12 protein-coding genes are annotated in these 16,111 nt (G+C 70.8%); 4 read left to right on the top strand and 8 right to left on the bottom strand.

The window, feature by feature from the left end; translation table 11 throughout:
* The first annotated feature begins 6 nt into the window (after positions 1-6).
* The 3 genes from MQE23_RS13540 (at position 7) to MQE23_RS13530 (ending at position 4,365) form a co-directional block, all read left to right on the top strand.
* Positions 7-2,397, top strand: coding sequence for a polysaccharide lyase 8 family protein (locus MQE23_RS13540; protein ID WP_243379266.1), 2,391 nt, complete (start codon positions 7-9; stop codon positions 2,395-2,397).
* 154 nt (positions 2,398-2,551) lie between these two features.
* Complete coding sequence (locus tag MQE23_RS13535; RefSeq protein ID WP_243379265.1) at positions 2,552-4,135, top strand: acyl-CoA carboxylase subunit beta; 1,584 nt, start codon at positions 2,552-2,554, stop codon at positions 4,133-4,135.
* A gap of 35 nt (positions 4,136-4,170) precedes the next feature.
* Complete coding sequence (locus MQE23_RS13530; protein ID WP_020271460.1) at positions 4,171-4,365, top strand: acyl-CoA carboxylase subunit epsilon; 195 nt, start codon at positions 4,171-4,173, stop codon at positions 4,363-4,365.
* Between the two features lie 149 nt (positions 4,366-4,514).
* Here MQE23_RS13530 and MQE23_RS13525 read toward each other — a convergent pair whose 3' ends face one another.
* From MQE23_RS13525 to MQE23_RS13490, 8 genes are all read right to left on the bottom strand, one after another.
* On the bottom strand, positions 4,515-5,096 hold the full coding sequence (locus MQE23_RS13525; RefSeq protein ID WP_014675207.1) for an ATP/GTP-binding protein: 582 nt from the start codon (positions 5,094-5,096) through the stop codon (positions 4,515-4,517).
* A complete protein-coding gene (locus MQE23_RS13520) occupies positions 5,077-5,655 on the bottom strand; it encodes a DUF742 domain-containing protein (protein WP_020271458.1) in 579 nt (192 codons plus the stop codon). The genes MQE23_RS13525 and MQE23_RS13520 overlap by 20 nt, the downstream gene beginning before the upstream one ends.
* Positions 5,656-5,749: 94 nt before the next feature.
* The gene (locus MQE23_RS13515) at positions 5,750-6,163 is read right to left on the bottom strand and encodes a roadblock/LC7 domain-containing protein (RefSeq protein WP_004983065.1); all 414 of its coding nucleotides are present in this window, start codon (positions 6,161-6,163) and stop codon (positions 5,750-5,752) included.
* Positions 6,164-6,173: 10 nt separating this feature from the next.
* Positions 6,174-9,527, bottom strand: coding sequence for a nitrate- and nitrite sensing domain-containing protein (locus tag MQE23_RS13510; RefSeq protein ID WP_243379264.1), 3,354 nt, complete (start codon positions 9,525-9,527; stop codon positions 6,174-6,176).
* A gap of 377 nt (positions 9,528-9,904) precedes the next feature.
* Entirely contained in the window at positions 9,905-10,480 is a 576-nt protein-coding gene (locus MQE23_RS13505; RefSeq protein WP_020271455.1) for an ATP/GTP-binding protein, read from the bottom strand.
* A complete protein-coding gene (locus MQE23_RS13500) occupies positions 10,461-10,856 on the bottom strand; it encodes a DUF742 domain-containing protein (protein ID WP_010044602.1) in 396 nt (131 codons plus the stop codon). Before MQE23_RS13500 ends, MQE23_RS13505 begins: the two co-directional genes overlap by 20 nt.
* A 111-nt stretch (positions 10,857-10,967) precedes the next feature.
* A complete protein-coding gene (locus tag MQE23_RS13495; protein ID WP_020271453.1) occupies positions 10,968-11,381 on the bottom strand; it encodes a roadblock/LC7 domain-containing protein in 414 nt (137 codons plus the stop codon).
* Positions 11,382-11,390: 9 nt separating this feature from the next.
* Complete coding sequence (locus MQE23_RS13490) at positions 11,391-15,227, bottom strand: nitrate- and nitrite sensing domain-containing protein (RefSeq protein ID WP_243379263.1); 3,837 nt, start codon at positions 15,225-15,227, stop codon at positions 11,391-11,393.
* A 602-nt stretch (positions 15,228-15,829) separates the two neighbouring features.
* On the opposite strand from MQE23_RS13490, the gene MQE23_RS13485 reads away from it, so the two are divergent.
* Positions 15,830-16,021, top strand: coding sequence for a hypothetical protein (locus tag MQE23_RS13485; RefSeq protein WP_020270047.1), 192 nt, complete (start codon positions 15,830-15,832; stop codon positions 16,019-16,021).
* Positions 16,022-16,111: the final 90 nt, after the last annotated feature.

Here is a 16,111-nt window from a genome sequence, read left to right as displayed (position 1 = left end):
ATGGGCATGACTCCCCAGCGTCGCGTCTTCTCCCGCCGTACGGCCGAGGCCGCCGCCCCGCCCCGCCCCGGGCGACGCGCCCTGCTGCTCGCGGCCGCGGCCCTGGCGGCGACCGGCGGCGCGACGCCCGGGCCCCGCGGCGCCGATGCTCAGGACCCAGAGGCCGGCGTCGGCACCGACCCGTACGACACCCTCCGCCGGCGCTGGCTCGGCATCGCACTCGGCACCGGCTACGACCCGGCCGCGCAGCCGTACGCCTCCCGCCTCGCCGAGACCGGTGAGCTCGCCCGCGCCCTGCACTCCGCCATGGCCCCGGCAGCGGACTCCCTGTGGCCCGGCCACCCCTTCGACCCGCCGGCCGGCATCACCAAGAGCTACAGCCGCCTGTGGACCATGACCCGGGCCCACGTCCAGCAGGGCACCGGCTCGACCGCCGACCCGGACCTCCTCACCGGCATCCTGCGCGGCCTCGACCACCTCTCCGCCACGGTCTACAACCCCGCCACCACCCGCTACGGCAACTGGTGGGAATGGCAGATCGGCAGCCCGCGCCTGCTCATGGACATCACGGCCGCCCTGTACGACCGGCTCGGCGACGCCCGGATCCAGGCCGCCTGCGCCGCCGTCGACCACTTCGTGCCCGACTCGGCCCTCGGCGACTACTCCGGCACCTCCACCGGCGCCAACCGGGTCGATCTGTGCCGCTCCGTCGCCCTGCGCGGCATCCTCGGCCGCGACCCCGACAAAATCGCCCTCGCCCGCGACGCGCTCTCCCCGGTCTTCCCGTACGTCACCCGGGGCGACGGCCTCTACGCCGACGGCTCCTTCGTCCAGCACACCTGGGTCGCCTACTCCGGCACGTACGGCCAGGTCGTGCTCGACGGCCTCGGCCGGCTCTTCGCCCTGCTCGCCGGATCCGACTGGGAGGTCACCGACCCGGACCGGCAGATCGTCCTCGACAGCGTCGAGCACGCCTACGCACCGCTCATCCACGACGGACTCGTCATGGACAGCGTCAACGGCCGGGCCATCAGCCGCGGTCTCCTCGCCTCCGACGACCGCACGGCCATGCGCAGCGACCACTTCCACGGCCAGCAGCTCATCGCGGCCATCGCGCTCCTCGCGGCCGGCGCGAGCCCGGCGGAACGCGACCGCTGGCACGCCCGTATCAAGGGCTGGATCGAACGGGACACCGTCACCCCGATCCTGACGGCACGCCAGTTCGGCGTCGCCGAGCTGGCCCGGCTGCACGCGATCGCCGCCTCGCCCGTCCCGGCCGCACCAGAACCCACCGGCCACCGCCTCTTCGCCGCCATGGACCGCGCCGTCCACCGCGGCCCCGGCTTCACCGTGAACATCGCCATGGCCAGCGACCGCATCGCCCACTACGAGTGCGGCAACGGCGAGAACCCACGCGGCTGGCACACGGGCGCCGGGATGGTCTCCTGGTGGGCCGGCACGAGCGACCAGTACACGGACTGGTTCTGGCCCACCGTGGACTGGTACCGCCTGCCCGGCACCACCGTCTCCACCAAGCGCCTCGCCGACCGGGAAGGCGGCGAGTGGGGCACGGCCCGCCCGGACGCGCGCTGGGTCGGCGGCACCACCGACGGCCAGTACGCCGCGCTCGGCCAGCACCTCAAGGGCCTCGGCTCCACCCTCGAGGCCCGCAAGTCCTGGTTCTGCGTCGCGGACGCGGTGATCTGCCTGGGCGCCGGAATCAGCTGCGCCGACGGCGTCCCGGTGGAGACGATCGTCGACAACCGCAACCTCGGCGAGTCCGGCACCCAGACCTTCCTGCGGGGCCCGGACTGGGCCCACCTGGAGGATCACGGCGGCTGGGTCCTGCTCGACGGCGAGCCGACGGCCCTGCGCGAGGACCGCACCGGCGCCTGGTCCGACATCAACACCGGCGGCGCGCCCCAGCGGCGCACCCGCCGCTGGCAGACCCTCCGGCTCGACCACGGCACCGACCCGCAGGACGCCACGTACGCCTACGTCCTGATGCCCGGCGCGCCGCGCCGCGCGGTCGCGCGCCGCGCCGCCGACCCTCACTGGCTGTCGGTCCTCGCCAACGACGCCGGCAGCCAGGCGGTCGGCGTGCCCTCCCTCGGCCTCACGGCCGCGAACTTCTGGCAGGCCGGCACGGCGGGCCCGCTCACCGCGTCCGCAGGCGCGAGCGTGCTGACCGTCCGCCGGGGCCGTACCGCTACCCTCTGCGTGAGCGAACCGCCCCGCACGGGCGAACCGCTGGAGATCACCTGGAACCGCCCGGTGCGTCGGGTCACCCGTGCGGACGAGACGGTCGAAGTGCTCTCCACAGGCCGCCGACTGCGCGTGCGTGTCACCCCGGGGAAGGCATGCGCCACCCACGTCTGTGAGATGACTCTCGGCTGACGGCTTTGTTCGACCCCTACAAGCCACACGCCCCCTGAGCAGTCAGAAGGGCTGCACCCCGCCATGGTTCTGTTCAGGGGTACCAGGAAAACACGCCGGAGACTGTGAGGAGTCGACGGCCCGCATTCCTTGGTTGGCTTCGTAAGGTCGCTACATGACCGTTTTGGATGAGGCGCCGGGTGAGCCGACCGACGCGCGCGGACGCGTGGCCGAACTGCACGAGATCCGTGCGCAGGCGGTGGCCGGACCGAGCGAGAAGGCGACCGAGGCGCAGCACGCCAAGGGCAAGCTGACCGCGCGGGAGCGCATCGAACTCCTCCTCGACCCGGATTCCTTCCGCGAGGTCGAGCAGTTGCGCCGGCACCGGGCCACGGGCTTCGGCCTGGAGGCCAAGAAGCCGTACACCGACGGTGTGATCACCGGCTGGGGCACGGTGGAGGGCCGGACGGTCTTCGTCTACGCCCATGACTTCCGCATCTTCGGCGGCGCGCTGGGCGAGGCCCACGCCACGAAGATCCACAAGATCATGGACATGGCCATCGCGGCCGGTGCGCCCCTGGTCTCGCTGAACGACGGCGCGGGCGCCCGCATCCAGGAGGGCGTCTCGGCCCTCGCGGGCTACGGCGGCATCTTCCAGCGCAACACCAAGGCGAGCGGGGTCATCCCGCAGATCTCGGTGATGCTCGGCCCGTGCGCGGGCGGCGCCGCCTACAGCCCGGCCCTGACGGACTTCGTGTTCATGGTCCGCGACACCTCGCAGATGTTCATCACCGGCCCGGACGTCGTCAAGGCGGTCACCGGCGAGGAGATCACGCAGAACGGCCTGGGCGGCGCTGACGTGCACGCCGAGACCTCCGGCGTCTGCCACTTCGCCTACGACGACGAAGAGACCTGCATCGCCGAGGTCCGCTACCTCCTCTCCCTCCTCCCGCAGAACAACCGCGAGAACCCGCCCCGCGCCGAGTCCTCGGACGCGGCCGACCGCCGCTCGGACGTCCTCCTGGACCTGGTCCCGGCGGACGGCAACCGGCCCTACGACATGACCAAGGTCATCGAGGAGATCGTCGACGACGGCGACTACCTCGAAGTCCACGAGCGCTGGGCCCGCAACATCATCTGCGCGCTGGGCCGGATGGACGGCCAGGTCGTCGGCATCATCGCCAACCAGCCGCAGGTGCTCGCCGGTGTCCTGGACATCGAGGCCTCCGAGAAGGCGGCCCGCTTCGTCCAGATGTGCGACGCCTTCAACATCCCGATCATCACTCTTCTGGACGTCCCCGGCTTCCTCCCGGGCGTCGACCAGGAGCACGGTGGCATCATCCGCCACGGCGCGAAGCTCCTCTACGCCTACTGCAACGCGACCGTGCCGAGGATCTCGCTGATCCTGCGCAAGGCCTACGGAGGTGCGTACATCGTCATGGACAGCCAGTCCATCGGTGCGGACCTCACCTACGCCTGGCCGACCAACGAGATCGCCGTCATGGGCGCGGAGGGTGCGGCCAACGTCATCTTCCGCCGCCAGATCGCCGACGCCGAGGACCCCGAGGCCATGCGGGCCCGCATGGTCAAGGAGTACAAGTCCGAGCTGATGCACCCCTACTACGCGGCCGAGCGCGGCCTGGTCGACGACGTCATCGACCCCGCGGAAACCCGCGAGGTGCTGATCAAGTCCCTCGCGATGCTCCAGACCAAGCACGCCGATCTGCCCTCCCGCAAGCACGGCAACCCTCCGCAGTAACACGGCGGACATCTCTCTCACGGAGACTGACACCCATGGACACCCCTGACATCCGCGTCGAGAAGGGCCACGCCGAGCCCGAGGAAGTCGCCGCCATCACGGCGATCCTCCTGGCCCGCGCCGCCGCCCGCCCCACGGACCCGACCCCGACGCACCGCGGCCGCGTGAAGGCCGGCTGGCGTCGCCTGGAGCGCGAGCCGGGCTTCCGCGCCCCGCACAGCTGGCGCTGACACCAGAACCAGAAAGAAGGCCCCTCATGGAGGGGCCTTCTTTTTTGGGGCGCGGGGAACTGCGCGACAAGCCACACACGACCCGCACCAGGCGTACGACAGCCCCCGGCAGCCCAGAGGCCGCCAGGGGCTGTCCCACAGCAAGAGAACTAACGCAGCCGGGCCATCAGAGCGTGCTCGACCAGCGTGATCAGCGCCGACTTCGCGTCCGCCCGGTGGCGGGCGTCGGTCGTGATGATGGGGGTGTCGGGGCCGATCTGGAGGGCTTCGCGGACCTCGTCGGGCGTGTACGGCTGCTGGCCGTCGAAGCCGTTCAGCGCGATGACGAACGGCAGTCCGCTGTTCTCGAAGTAGTCGACGGCCGGGAAGCAGTCGGCGAGCCGCCTCGTGTCGACCAGCACGATCGCGCCGATGGCGCCGCGCACCAGGTCGTCCCACATGAACCAGAAGCGGTCCTGGCCCGGCGTACCGAAGAGGTACAGGATCAGGTCCTGGTCCAGGGTGATACGGCCGAAGTCCATGGCGACCGTCGTGGTCGTCTTGTCCCCGGTGTGGGTGAGGTCGTCGATGCCGGCCGAAGCGGACGTCATGACGGCCTCTGTGCGCAGCGGGTTGATCTCCGAGACGGCACCCACGAACGTGGTCTTGCCCACGCCGAAGCCGCCAGCCACCACGATCTTCGCGGACGTGGTGGAGCGGGAAGGCCCTCCGCTAGAGCTTGCGAAGTCCACTGAGCACCCTTTCGAGCAGTGTCACGTCTGGCTGGCCGCCGGCGTTCTCGTCGCCGCCGGGCTGATGGATGGCGACCAGTCCCGCCTCCGCCAAGTCGGCGACGAGGATCCTGGCCACGCCGAGAGGGATCGTGAGGAGCGCCGAGATCTCGGCGACCGACTTGATTTCCCGGCAGAGGTTGCAGATCCGCTGATGCTCGGGCAACTGGCCCTGCATCTGGTGCGGCTGCGCAGTGGTGTGCACCAGCGCCTCGATGGCGAGCTGGTAACGCGGGCGGGTCCGGCCACCGGTCATGGCGTACGGACGCACCAACGGATTGTTCGACGCCCCTGCGGGCGCCGGCTCCGGGTTGCGGCGCTGCGGCTGCACGGGCTGGATGCGCGGGGCGGGCGGCTGGTCGTACGGCGACGGGCCGGGGCCCTGCGGCGCGTACGGCTGCCGGTGGCTTGGTGCGGAGGGGAAGTTGTAACGGTTCGGGTTCTGCCCACCGTCGCCCTGGCCCTGGGCAGGGCCGTACGACCAGTTGCCCGAAGACGAACCGCCTGGGGGTGTTGCCACTTTCTCCTCCTCCGACTGTGCCGGGCACCCAACGCTGTGGAGCCGCGTCCCGAAACCTTACGGCCACGGGACGCCAAAACGCACCGTCCGTCTGTTAGTTGAGCAGGCTCCCCTGGAGCTCCGCACGAAGGTCCGGTGTCAGGACCGTACCGGCTCGGTCAACCAGCAGCGCCATCTCGTATCCGATGAGGCCGATGTCAGCCTCCGGATGTGCGAGAACCGCGAGCGACGAGCCGTCGGAGATGGACATGATGAAGAGGAATCCCCGCTCCATCTCCACAACCGTCTGATTGACGCTTCCGCCCTCGAAGATCCGGGAGGCGCCTGCCGTCAGAGACGTCAGACCGGAGGCGACGGCCGCGAGCTGGTCGGCGCGGTCGCGGGGGAAGCCTTCGGACATCGCCAGAAGGAGTCCGTCGGCGGAGACCACCACCGTGTGGGACACCCCCGGGGTGTTGTCCACGAAGTTGGTGATCAACCAGTTCAGGTTCTGTGCCGCCTGGCTCATCGGGCTCACACTAACGCTCCTGGTTGTAGGTGCTGTCAGGACCGAAGCCCTGGCCGTTCGTTTCACTGCCTGCGCTGCGACCACGCTGTACGCCGCGACGCAGGTTGCTCAGCCTGCCCCGGACGTCCTCCGGGGCGCGGGAGACCTGTGGGCCCCCCTGGGGAGTGCTCTCGGCGGAACCCTCGATCAGGTTGGCCTTGGGCACCCGCCTCGGCAGGCCGGAGGAGGTGACCCCGCCCGCCTTGGGCTTCCGGAGCTGCGAGGCCTGCTGCCACCGCTCGTCGTTCGCCGAGCGCCAGTCGCTGTCGCCGTTGCTCTCCGGGGTGGAGGCCGAGGCCGGAGGCTCCTGGCTCGCGTGCCTGGCGCCGCCCGCGCCGTTCGCACCGCTCGCGGCGGACCCGCGACGGGGAAGCCCGGCGTCGGTCAGCGAGGGTGCGGCGGAGTGGGCCGGTCCCGGACGGTCGAAGCCTACGCGGTCCTGCTCACTCGCGTCAGCGGCCTGCGCAGATTCCGTTTCCTGGGCCTGAGAAGGGTACTGGCTCGGGTAGCCGTTCTGGTAACCGTCCTGCTGCGGCCAGTCGTCCTGGTGGCGCCGCTGCTCGAAGGCGGGGAAGCTGCCCGGCCCGCCCGCGCCCGGCCCCGAGTGCTCCTCCTGGGCCGGCTCCGCATAGGAGGAGGGGTCCGGGTAGCCGCCGTTCGGCGAGAAGGTGTCGTTCTGCGGCAGACCGCCGTTGGGCGCGTAGTACTGCTCGTCGTACGCGGCCCGCTGAGGCTCCTCGTACGCCGTCTGCCGCTGCTCCTCGTACGACGCCCGCTGCTCCTCGTACGACGCCCGCTGCTGCTCCTCGTACGGTGCCTGGCGGTCGTACGCGGCGGGCTGCTCCGGGTAGCCGGTCTGGCCGGTGTCGTAGCCCTGGCCGGTGTCGTAGCCCTGCCGGCCGTGGAAGTCCTCGGCGTATCCGGACGTCTCGGCCTGCTCCTGGTTGTTGTGGCCGTTCTGGCCGGGCAGGGCGGGCTGTCCGTGCGACTGGGCCTCCAGGGCCGCCCGGCGCTCCTCGCGCATCAGGGAGCGGCCGACGGGGTCCAGCTCGCGTATGTCGTCGGGCACGTCGGAGTAGCGGCTGTCGTCGAAGCCGAGCTCCGCCGCCGTACGCATGGGCTGCTGGTTGAAGTTCTCGCCGCCGCCGAAGTTCTGCTCGGGGATGATCTGCGAGACGGTGAACTCGTCGCGGTCCACGTGCTGCTCGCCGCCACCACCGTGGGTGATCGCGTCGGGCAGCATGACCAGCGAGGTGGTGCCGGCCTGCTCGCCCGAGGGGCGCAGCTGGACGCGGATGCCGTGCCGGTCGGACAGCCGGCCGACCACGAACAGGCCCATGCGCTGCGAGATCGCGGCGTCCACGGTCGGCGGGTTGGCCAGCTTGTGGTTGATGTCCGCGAAGTCCTCGGCGGTCAGGCCGATGCCCTTGTCGTGGATCTCGATCATGACGCGGCCGTCGGGGAGACGGGTCGCGGTCACGCGGACCTTGGTCTGCGGGGAGGAGAACGTGGTGGCGTTCTCCAGCAGCTCGGCGAGCAGGTGCACGAGGTCGGTCACGGCCCGGCCGTGGATCTCGGCCTCGGGGACGCCCGACAGCTCGATGCGCTCGTACTGCTCCACCTCGGAGGAGGCGGCGCGCAGCACGTCGACCAGCGGAACCGGCTGGTCCCAGCGGCGGCCGGGCTCCTCGCCGGCGAGGACGAGGAGGTTCTCGCCGTTGCGGCGCATACGGGTCGCGAGGTGGTCCAGGCGGAAGAGGTTCTCCAGCTGGTCCGGGTCGGCCTCGTTGTTCTCCAGGTCGGTGATCAGGGTCAGCTGGCCCTCGATCAGCGACTGGTTGCGGCGCGAGAGGTTGGTGAAGATCGCGTTGATGTTGCCCCGCAGCAGGGCCTGCTCGGCGGCGAGCCGGACGGCCTCGCGGTGGACCTGGTCGAAGGCGCGGGCGACCTCGCCGATCTCGTCCGTGGTGGTGATCGGGATGGCCTGCACGCGGGTGTCGACGCGTCCGGGGTCGGTGCGCGAGAGCTGGTCGACCAGCATCGGCAGGCGCTGCTCGGCGATGCCGAAGGCGGCGTTGCGCAGCTGGCGCATCGAGCGGCTCATCTGGCGGGCCACCGCGCCGGCCAGGATGAAGGCCAGGAGCAGGGCGACCACGACGGCGGCACCGGTGATGTAGGCGTCGCGCTGGGCGCCGTCGGCGATGTCGGAGGCTTCGCTCACGGCCTTGTCGGCCATGTCCGTCTCGATCTTCTCGTACGCGTTGAACCGGAGCGTGTTGACCGCCCACCAGTTCTCGGCGGTGATGCCCTGCTCGGCGAGGGCGGCACGGGCGCTCGGGTCCGTGGTCCGGAGCGTCGCGACGGCCGAGACCATCGTCTCCGGCTTGGACGGCGGGGCGACGTAGTCCGGGTTCTTGGCCTTGGCCTCCCGGGCCATCGCGGCACCGTCGGCCCTCATCTTCGCCTCGGCGGCCTTGAGCTTGGCCGCGTCCTCCTCGGTACCGCCGCCGATGTACTCCTGCATGGCGATGCGCTCGAGGTAGGCGTACGAGGACAGGGCGATGCGCTGGCTGGCGAGGTTGCCCTCGTCCGGGCCCGGCTTCGTCAGGATGTGCATGCCGATGGAGCGCTGCAGCGACAGGGCCGCCTTGGTGAGCTCGATGGCGTAGACGGTCCGGCCGTAGCTGGTGATGTTGCCGGTGCCGAGGCCCAGCTCGTTGGCGAACTCCGTCAGCGGGTGGGCGATCTCGACGTAGCCCTCCTCCGTCTGTACGCCCTTGAGCTTGGAGGTGTACGCGACCTGGCGCAGGGTCTGCAGCTTGGGCTCCGCCTTGCGGAACAGGTCCAGACGGCGCTCCAGGCCGGGCTTGGCCGGCATGCTCTGGGCCGCGGCGTCGAAGGCGTCGGCCGCCTCGTCGGTGGCCTTGCGGACCTGAGCGACGGTCGCCTTGTCCTGGGCGTTCTGGGCGCTGCCCTTCAGCAGGGGCGCCGCGGAGGTGTCGCGCTCGATGTAGAGGGCATTGGCGTACAGCAGGGAGGCCCGCACCAGACGCGCGGTGTTCTCCGCGTCCTCGGCCTCCTGCCAGGTGTCGATCGAGCTCTTCACCTGGAAGCCGCCCATGACGAGGCCGACCAGCACGGGTATGAGCAGGATCGCGTTGAGCCTGGTCGCCACACGCCAGTTGCGCGGGGAGAGACGGCCGCCGCTCTGGGCGGGCGCGGCCGTCGGCTCCGAACCGGGCACGGGGGCGGGCGCCGCTGTGCGCGGCGGCGGGGTGAAGTTGCCCCGGGCCGACGGCTCGGGACTGTTCTTGCTTCGCCTCACTCGACCAACAACCTCTCGGCGGTCGGCACCAACGTTGTGCCGCAGTTTCTCAGAGCCCGGTACGCCATCGACTGACGTGTACGCCATTGACTATTGGGCAGTTCAGGCATTCCAGCACGACGACCTGCGCTCTTCCAAACAGTCCGGGGTGGGGATTCCGAGGGATGTAAGCCCCAGATAAAACGGTCATAAAGAGCGAGCCCCGCCAAAAGGCGGGGCGATTGTGCGCGCAGCGAGACCGGATGTGCGCGACGCGTGGCCGTACCACCAGATTCCTCTGCCGAAACGTTATGAACACCTTGGCCGACCGTGTCAAAGGACACAGTCGGCTCCGGTACATCTACGACAACTGCCGTATGGCGCTTCTGAATTGCGTGCTACCTCAGCCGTGCCATCAGAGCGTGCTCGACCAGCGTGATCAGCGCACTCTTCGCGTCGGCCCGGTGCCGGGCGTCCGTCGTGATGATGGGGGTGTCGGGGCCGATCTGGAGGGCTTCCCGCACTTCATCGGGGGTGTAGGGCTGCTGCCCGTCGAAGCCGTTGAGGGCGATGACGAAGGGCAGACCGCTGTTCTCGAAGTAGTCGACCGCGGGGAAGCAGTCGGCCAGGCGCCGGGTGTCCACGAGCACCACCGCGCCGATGGCGCCGCGCACCAGGTCGTCCCACATGAACCAGAAGCGGTCCTGGCCCGGTGTACCGAAGAGGTACAGGATCAGGTCCTGGTCCAGGGTGATACGGCCGAAGTCCATGGCCACCGTGGTGGTGGTCTTGTCCCCGGTGTGGGTGAGGTCGTCGATTCCCGCGCTGGCGGAGGTCATCACGGCCTCGGTGCGCAGCGGGTTGATCTCCGAGACGGCCCCGACGAACGTGGTCTTGCCCACGCCGAAGCCACCCGCCACCACGATCTTCGCGGAGGTGGTCGACCGACCCGCGTCAGAGCTTGCGAAGTCCACTGAGCACCCTTTCGAGCAGTGTCACGTCCGGTGCGCCGGTGGCCTCGTCGCCGCCCGGCTGGTGGATCGCGACGAGACCGGCCTCCGCGAGGTCCGCGACCAGGATCCGGGCCACACCGAGCGGCATGTTGAGCAGCGCCGAGACCTCGGCGACCGACTTCACCTCACGGCACAGGTGGCAGATGCGCTGGTGCTCAGGGAGCAGTCCCATGAGCGCCGCGGGATCGGCGGTCGTACTGATCAGTGCCTCGATGGCCAACTGGTAACGCGGCCGGGTCCGGCCGCCGGTCATGGCGTACGGCCGGACCAGCGGCTGGTCGCCCTCGTCCTCGTACGGCTCCGCGTACGGATCATGAGAGGCGGGGGGCGGGGTCATGGGTCCTCCGGGCGGGACAGCAAGTCGGTCAGTCGAGCCGTCTGACGAGGCCTGTGTGGGGTGTGTGGCAGCCGGACGGTGATGTGGTGAGACGGGTGGTGCCGGGGCCGATCAATGGAGCAGACTGCCTTGGAGCTCAGCTCGCAGGTCGGGGGTGAGGACCGCGCCCGCGCGGTCGACCAGGAGCGCCATCTCGTAGCCGACGAGGCCGATGTCGCATTCAGGGTGAGCGAGGACGGCCAGGGACGAGCCGTCCGAGACGGACATGAGGAAGACGAATCCCCGCTCCATCTCCACGACCGTCTGTGCCACGTCGCCGCCCTCGAAGATCCGGGAGGCGCCTGCCGTCAGGGACGTCAGACCGGAGGCGACGGCCGCGAGCTGGTCCGCGCGGTCGCGCGGGAAGCCCTCCGACATCGCCAGGAGGAGACCGTCGGCGGACACGACGACGGTGTGGGACACCCCTGGGGTGTTGTCCACGAAGTTGGTGATCAACCAGTTGAGATTCTGTGCCGCCTGGCTCATCGGACTCAACTAACGCTCCTGCTGGTGAGAGGGCCGAGGGAAGCTGCCGGTCTGGGTGGACCCGGCCTGACGACCCTGTGCAATACCGCGGCGGAGATTGGTCAGCCGACCGCGTACGTCATCGGGGGCACGCGAGATCTGCGGACCGCTCTGCTGGGGCTGCTGCTGAGCCGTGCCCGGAACGAGGTTCGCCCGGGGCACCCGGCGCGGCAGGCCGGAGGTGGTGACACCGCCGGCGGCGGGCTGGCGGACGCGCTCGGCCTGGCGGACGAGGTCGTCGTTCGGCGAGCTGCGCCAGCCGGAGGAGGCGGACCGCTGGGGACCACCGTTCTCCTGCGGCTGCTGCGGGGCCGGAGCCGAGCCGTTGCTCTGCGCCGGTTGCTGCTCCTGCTGGCCGTGGAACCAGTTGGTCTCGAGCGTGTCGTACAGCGGCGTACGCCCGTCGCCCGGACCGGTCGCCGGCGGCAGCGCCTCGGGCTCCTGCCGCGCGGGCCGGGCCTGCGGGGCGGGCGGACGCGGGGCGCCGAAGTCGGCCCCGCCCCGGGCGCCGTTGACCTGCGGCCGCTCGAACTGGCCCGTGCCCGCGGGGTCGGCCGGGGTGGCCGGACCGGGGAGGGTGGGCCGGCCGGAGCCGTTGTCCTGGCGGGGCGCCGGGTACTGACCCGTCGAGCCGTTGTCGTAGGACTGCGGCGCGGGGTACTGGCCGGTCGAGCCGCTGTCCTGGCGGGGCGCCGGGTACTGGCCGGTCGAGCCGCTGTCGTACTGGCCGCTCTGGCCGTTGTCGTAGGACTGCGGAGCCGGGTACTGGCCCGTCGTGGACGACTGGTCGTGGCGGCCGCCCGGGGTGCCGAAGACGTCCGGGCGGACGAACTGGCCCGAGCCCTGCGAGCTGTCAGCGCCGGGAAGGCCGAACCGGTCGGCGTGCTGGGGGCCGCGCGTACCGAAGTCGGCCGGAGAGCCGGGGCCCTGCCGGTCGTCGTCGCGCGGGACGGCGGGGATCTCCGCAGTCGAGCCCGGGCCCTGCCGGTCGTCGATCCGCGGCATCGATGAGGTCCGGGAGACATCCGGCTCCTCGTGCCCGCGGGGGGTGTCCAGTGAGGCACGCGGCACCGGCGGCTGGGCGTTCTCGTCGCTCCAGCTCGGCACGCGGGGCTGCGAGTCGCCGCCGGGAAGCTCGGCCCGGGGACCGCCGCGCGGCGGCAGCTGCGGCCGACGGCCCTGACCCTGGCCCTGCTCGGAGTTGCCCGGGCGCTGCGAACCCCGGCCACCGCCGTAGCCGTCCTGGCCCTGCGGCCCGTTCGTACCCGCGGCCTGGAGACCCTGCGGGGCACCGGGCGCCTGCCCGTAACCGGCACCGGCGGGAGCCGGACGGCCCTGCGGGGGCGCCGGGGGACCACTCTGCTCGAACAGCGACGGGGACTTGTCGGGACCCTGCGGACCACGCCCGCCGCCCGGACGGCCACCGTCCGCGTCCCGCCCGGGCAGCGCGGCGCGCGGACCCTGGCCGGCACCGAGCCGGCCACCGCCGGACGACGCACCGCCGCCGAAGCCACCGCCACCGGACGCGCCGGCCCCGAGGGCGCCGCCGCCCGCCTGGCCGGCACCGGCGGCCCGCCGGGCCGCGGCCGCACCGGCGGCGGCCTGCGCGGCGGCCGGACCGCCACCGCCGACGGGCGGCTGGCCGGGCTGCTTGGGCTGGGGCTTCCTGCCGCCCTGGGCGACATCGACGGGCAGCATGACCAGCGCGGTCGTACCCCCGGAGTCGGACGGGCGCAGCTGGATGCGGATGCCGTGCCGCTGGGACAGCCGGCCGACCACGAACAGACCCATGCGGCGGGAGACGGAGACGTCCACCGTCGGGGGAGAGGCGAGCCGCTCGTTGATCGCGGCGAGGTCCTCCGGCGACAGACCGATACCGGTGTCGTGGATCTCGATCAGCACCCGGCCGTCGGGCAGGGCGTGACCGGTGACCTTGACCTTGGTCTGCGGCGAGGAGAACGAGGTCGCGTTCTCCAGCAGCTCGGCGAGCAGGTGCACGAGGTCGTTGACGACCCGGCCGGCCACTTCGGTGGTCGGCACGGAGGCCAGCTCGATGCGCTCGTACTGCTCCACCTCGGACGCGGCGGCGCGGAGCACGTCGACCAGCGGGACCGGGCGGGTCCAGCGGCGGCCGGGCTCCTCACCCGCGAGGACGAGGAGGTTCTCACCGTTACGGCGCATGCGCGTGGCGAGGTGGTCGAGCTTGAACAGCGAGGACAGCTGGTCCGGGTCGGCCTCGCGGGACTCCAGCTCGGAGATCAGCGACAGCTGGCGCTGGATCAGACCCTGGGAGCGGCGCGAGAGGTTGGTGAACATCGCGTTGACGTTGCCCCGCAGCAGGGCTTGCTCGGCGGCGAGGCGGACCGCCTCGCGGTGCACGTCGTCGAAGGCCGCGGCCACCCGGCCGATCTCGTCCCGGGAGTGCACACCGACCGACTCCACGGACGTGTCGACGTCCTGCGGGTCGGACTCGGACAGCTGCTTGACGAGCTCGGGCAGACGGTCGGAGGCGACCTTGGTCGCGGTCTCCTCCAGGCGGCGCAGCGAGCGGATCATGGAGCGGGCCACGACGAAGGCGCCGACCAGCGACACACCGAGCACGATGAGGATCAGCGCACCGGAGATGATCGCGTCGCGCTCGGTGGCGCTGCGCAGCTCGCGGGCCTTCTGTTCCATCTCCTCGAGCAGCGTGTGCTCGATGTTCTTCATCTGCTGGATCTTGGTGGAGCTGTCGTCCAGCCAGTCGCGGTAGGACCGCTTGTCCTGCTGGGCGAGTCCGCTCGCGGAGACCAGGGCACGACCCGCGTAGGTGTCGGTGGCCTTGATCGTGGAGTTGCCGCCGTCCTCGATGGGCTTGAGCAGCTCGGCGGCGGAGTCCTCGCCGTAGATGCTCTTGAAGCTGCGGATCTCGGAGTTCTGGCTCTCCAGGGCCGACTCGGCGTAGAGCCGGTCGTTCGGCGAGAGCTTGCCGGTGGTGGTGTTGCTCGCGGGCAGCGCCGCCGCGAGGGCCGCGCGCTGGATCGAGGAGTACTCCTTGGCGGAGGAGAACGCCGCCAGAGCGCGGGTGCGCTGGATCATGTCCGGGTTGCTGGTCGCCTCGGCCATGTCCTGGGAGAGGTCGATCAGGTTCTCGATCAGACGGTGGTACGCCTCGATCGTCTGCGTGGAGTTGCCCTCGGAGGCGTAGGCGCCCTTGCGGATCTGCTCCAGGTCGCCGAGCTCGCCGGCGAGCTGGACGAGGTACTCGCGGACGCCCTTGAGGTTGCCGTCCTTGCTGGCGCCGTCGATCTCCTCGGAACTGTCGAGGAAGTTCTTCATCGCCCGGTCGGTCTTCTCGCGAAGACCCTTGACGGTGAAGTCGGTCGCCTTGCCGCCGTGCGCGAGCGGGCCGGCCGACTGGTCGCGCTCCTCCTGGAGGGCGGCGGACAGCTCGGTGGCCTGCTTGGTCATGTCCGTCAGCAGCTTCATGTTGTCGAGCTGCTGGATGTCGTCCATGGACTGGTTGATACGCAGCGCGCCCAGCGAGGTGGCGGCGACCACCGGGAGCGCGAGCAGCGACACCAGACGGGTGGAGATGCGCCAGTTGCGCAGGGCTATTCGCGAACCGGGGCCTGCCGGACCCGTCGGCGGCTTCAGGGCCGGAGCCGGGCTCGCGGACCCCGTGGGGGCCGAGGCGCCGGGGCGCCCGCCTCCGTCACCGGCCGGGCCCTGGTTCTGGGCGTGCTGGGGCGAGGGACCTCGGTCGGTCCCGCCGTGCGGCTCCGGCTCCGCCGAAGCGCTGCCATCCCTCTTGAAACGTCCCTGCACTAGCGTCGCAACCTCTGGACCAGGCGCCCCATCGCGTGAACGGCGGGGCACGGTGTCGGCGTTCTGGGGACGCCCTGAGTACGCCCCCGTGGTGGTCGTGAGTGACCGGCGCTGGCTCCCCCTTCTGGCCGCCACTCGGCGCGTCTGTGCGCCCCCTGTGCGCCGGCTCGATCCTGCGGCGGTCCGTGGCATTCCAGCACAGCACAGGATCTCCAACAAGGCTCGTAGGCCAGGCCGTGACATAGGTGACACCACGTGAGTGCCGAATCACCGGACGTAGAAAGTGAGTTCGCCCATTTCGGGCGTATGCCCGCGAGTCGCCGTGGCGCGACGGGTGTCCCAGTCGCCATGATCAGCAGCGGAATGAGCGCTTCAGTGGGTCAATGTCCGTTTCGGTGGGGTGAAAGACAAGCCCGAATTGACCGATTCGCCCCCTGAGTCGTGAGAAAACTCACATGCTGATCATGATCTCCCCGCGATTGCGCCGGGAATCCCATGTTTAGCCTGACGCTTTACAGAGATGGCAAAACCGACAACCCGCGCCTGCGCGAGGGTCCTCCGCGCCCTCCCGGCGCCCGTCACAGAACAGGGTCAAGTAAACAGTGAAGACGACGACGATGTTCCACAAGATCGCCAACCCGCGACGCACGACGCTGGCGCACCTGGACGACGCCGACGAACTGCAGACGCCGGAACAGCCGGAGCACCGCGTCGAACTCCCCACCCAGACTGCCAACCCCAAGCGCACCATCCTCACCGAGGTCCCCGTCGCGGCCGCCGCTGCCGCGGAGTGACACCGGGTAATACGCGCACCGGCCGCCGGATGCTCACGGCGGCGGGACAAGAACATCGAGGGGCGCCCCCGGCGACGGCGGCGCCCCTTC

Source organism: Streptomyces sp. HP-A2021 (assembly GCF_022807935.1).
GTDB classification, from domain to species: Bacteria; Actinomycetota; Actinomycetes; order Streptomycetales; family Streptomycetaceae; genus Streptomyces; species Streptomyces afghaniensis.
This window is presented reverse-complemented; position numbering and strand designations above follow the sequence as displayed.

Bases quoted from the DNA above. Each gene is read 5' to 3' on its own strand.
- MQE23_RS13515 (WP_004983065.1), bottom strand. From the start codon at position 6,163: ATGAGCCAGGCGGCACAGAACCTGAACTGGTTGATCACCAACTTCGTG.
- MQE23_RS13540 (WP_243379266.1), top strand. From the start codon at position 7: ATGACTCCCCAGCGTCGCGTCTTCTCCCGCCGTACGGCCGAGGCCGCC.
- MQE23_RS13500 (WP_010044602.1), bottom strand. From the start codon at position 10,856: ATGACCCCGCCCCCCGCCTCTCATGATCCGTACGCGGAGCCGTACGAG.
- MQE23_RS13495 (WP_020271453.1), bottom strand. From the start codon at position 11,381: ATGAGCCAGGCGGCACAGAATCTCAACTGGTTGATCACCAACTTCGTG.
- MQE23_RS13535 (WP_243379265.1), top strand. From the start codon at position 2,552: ATGACCGTTTTGGATGAGGCGCCGGGTGAGCCGACCGACGCGCGCGGA.
- MQE23_RS13530 (WP_020271460.1), top strand. From the start codon at position 4,171: ATGGACACCCCTGACATCCGCGTCGAGAAGGGCCACGCCGAGCCCGAG.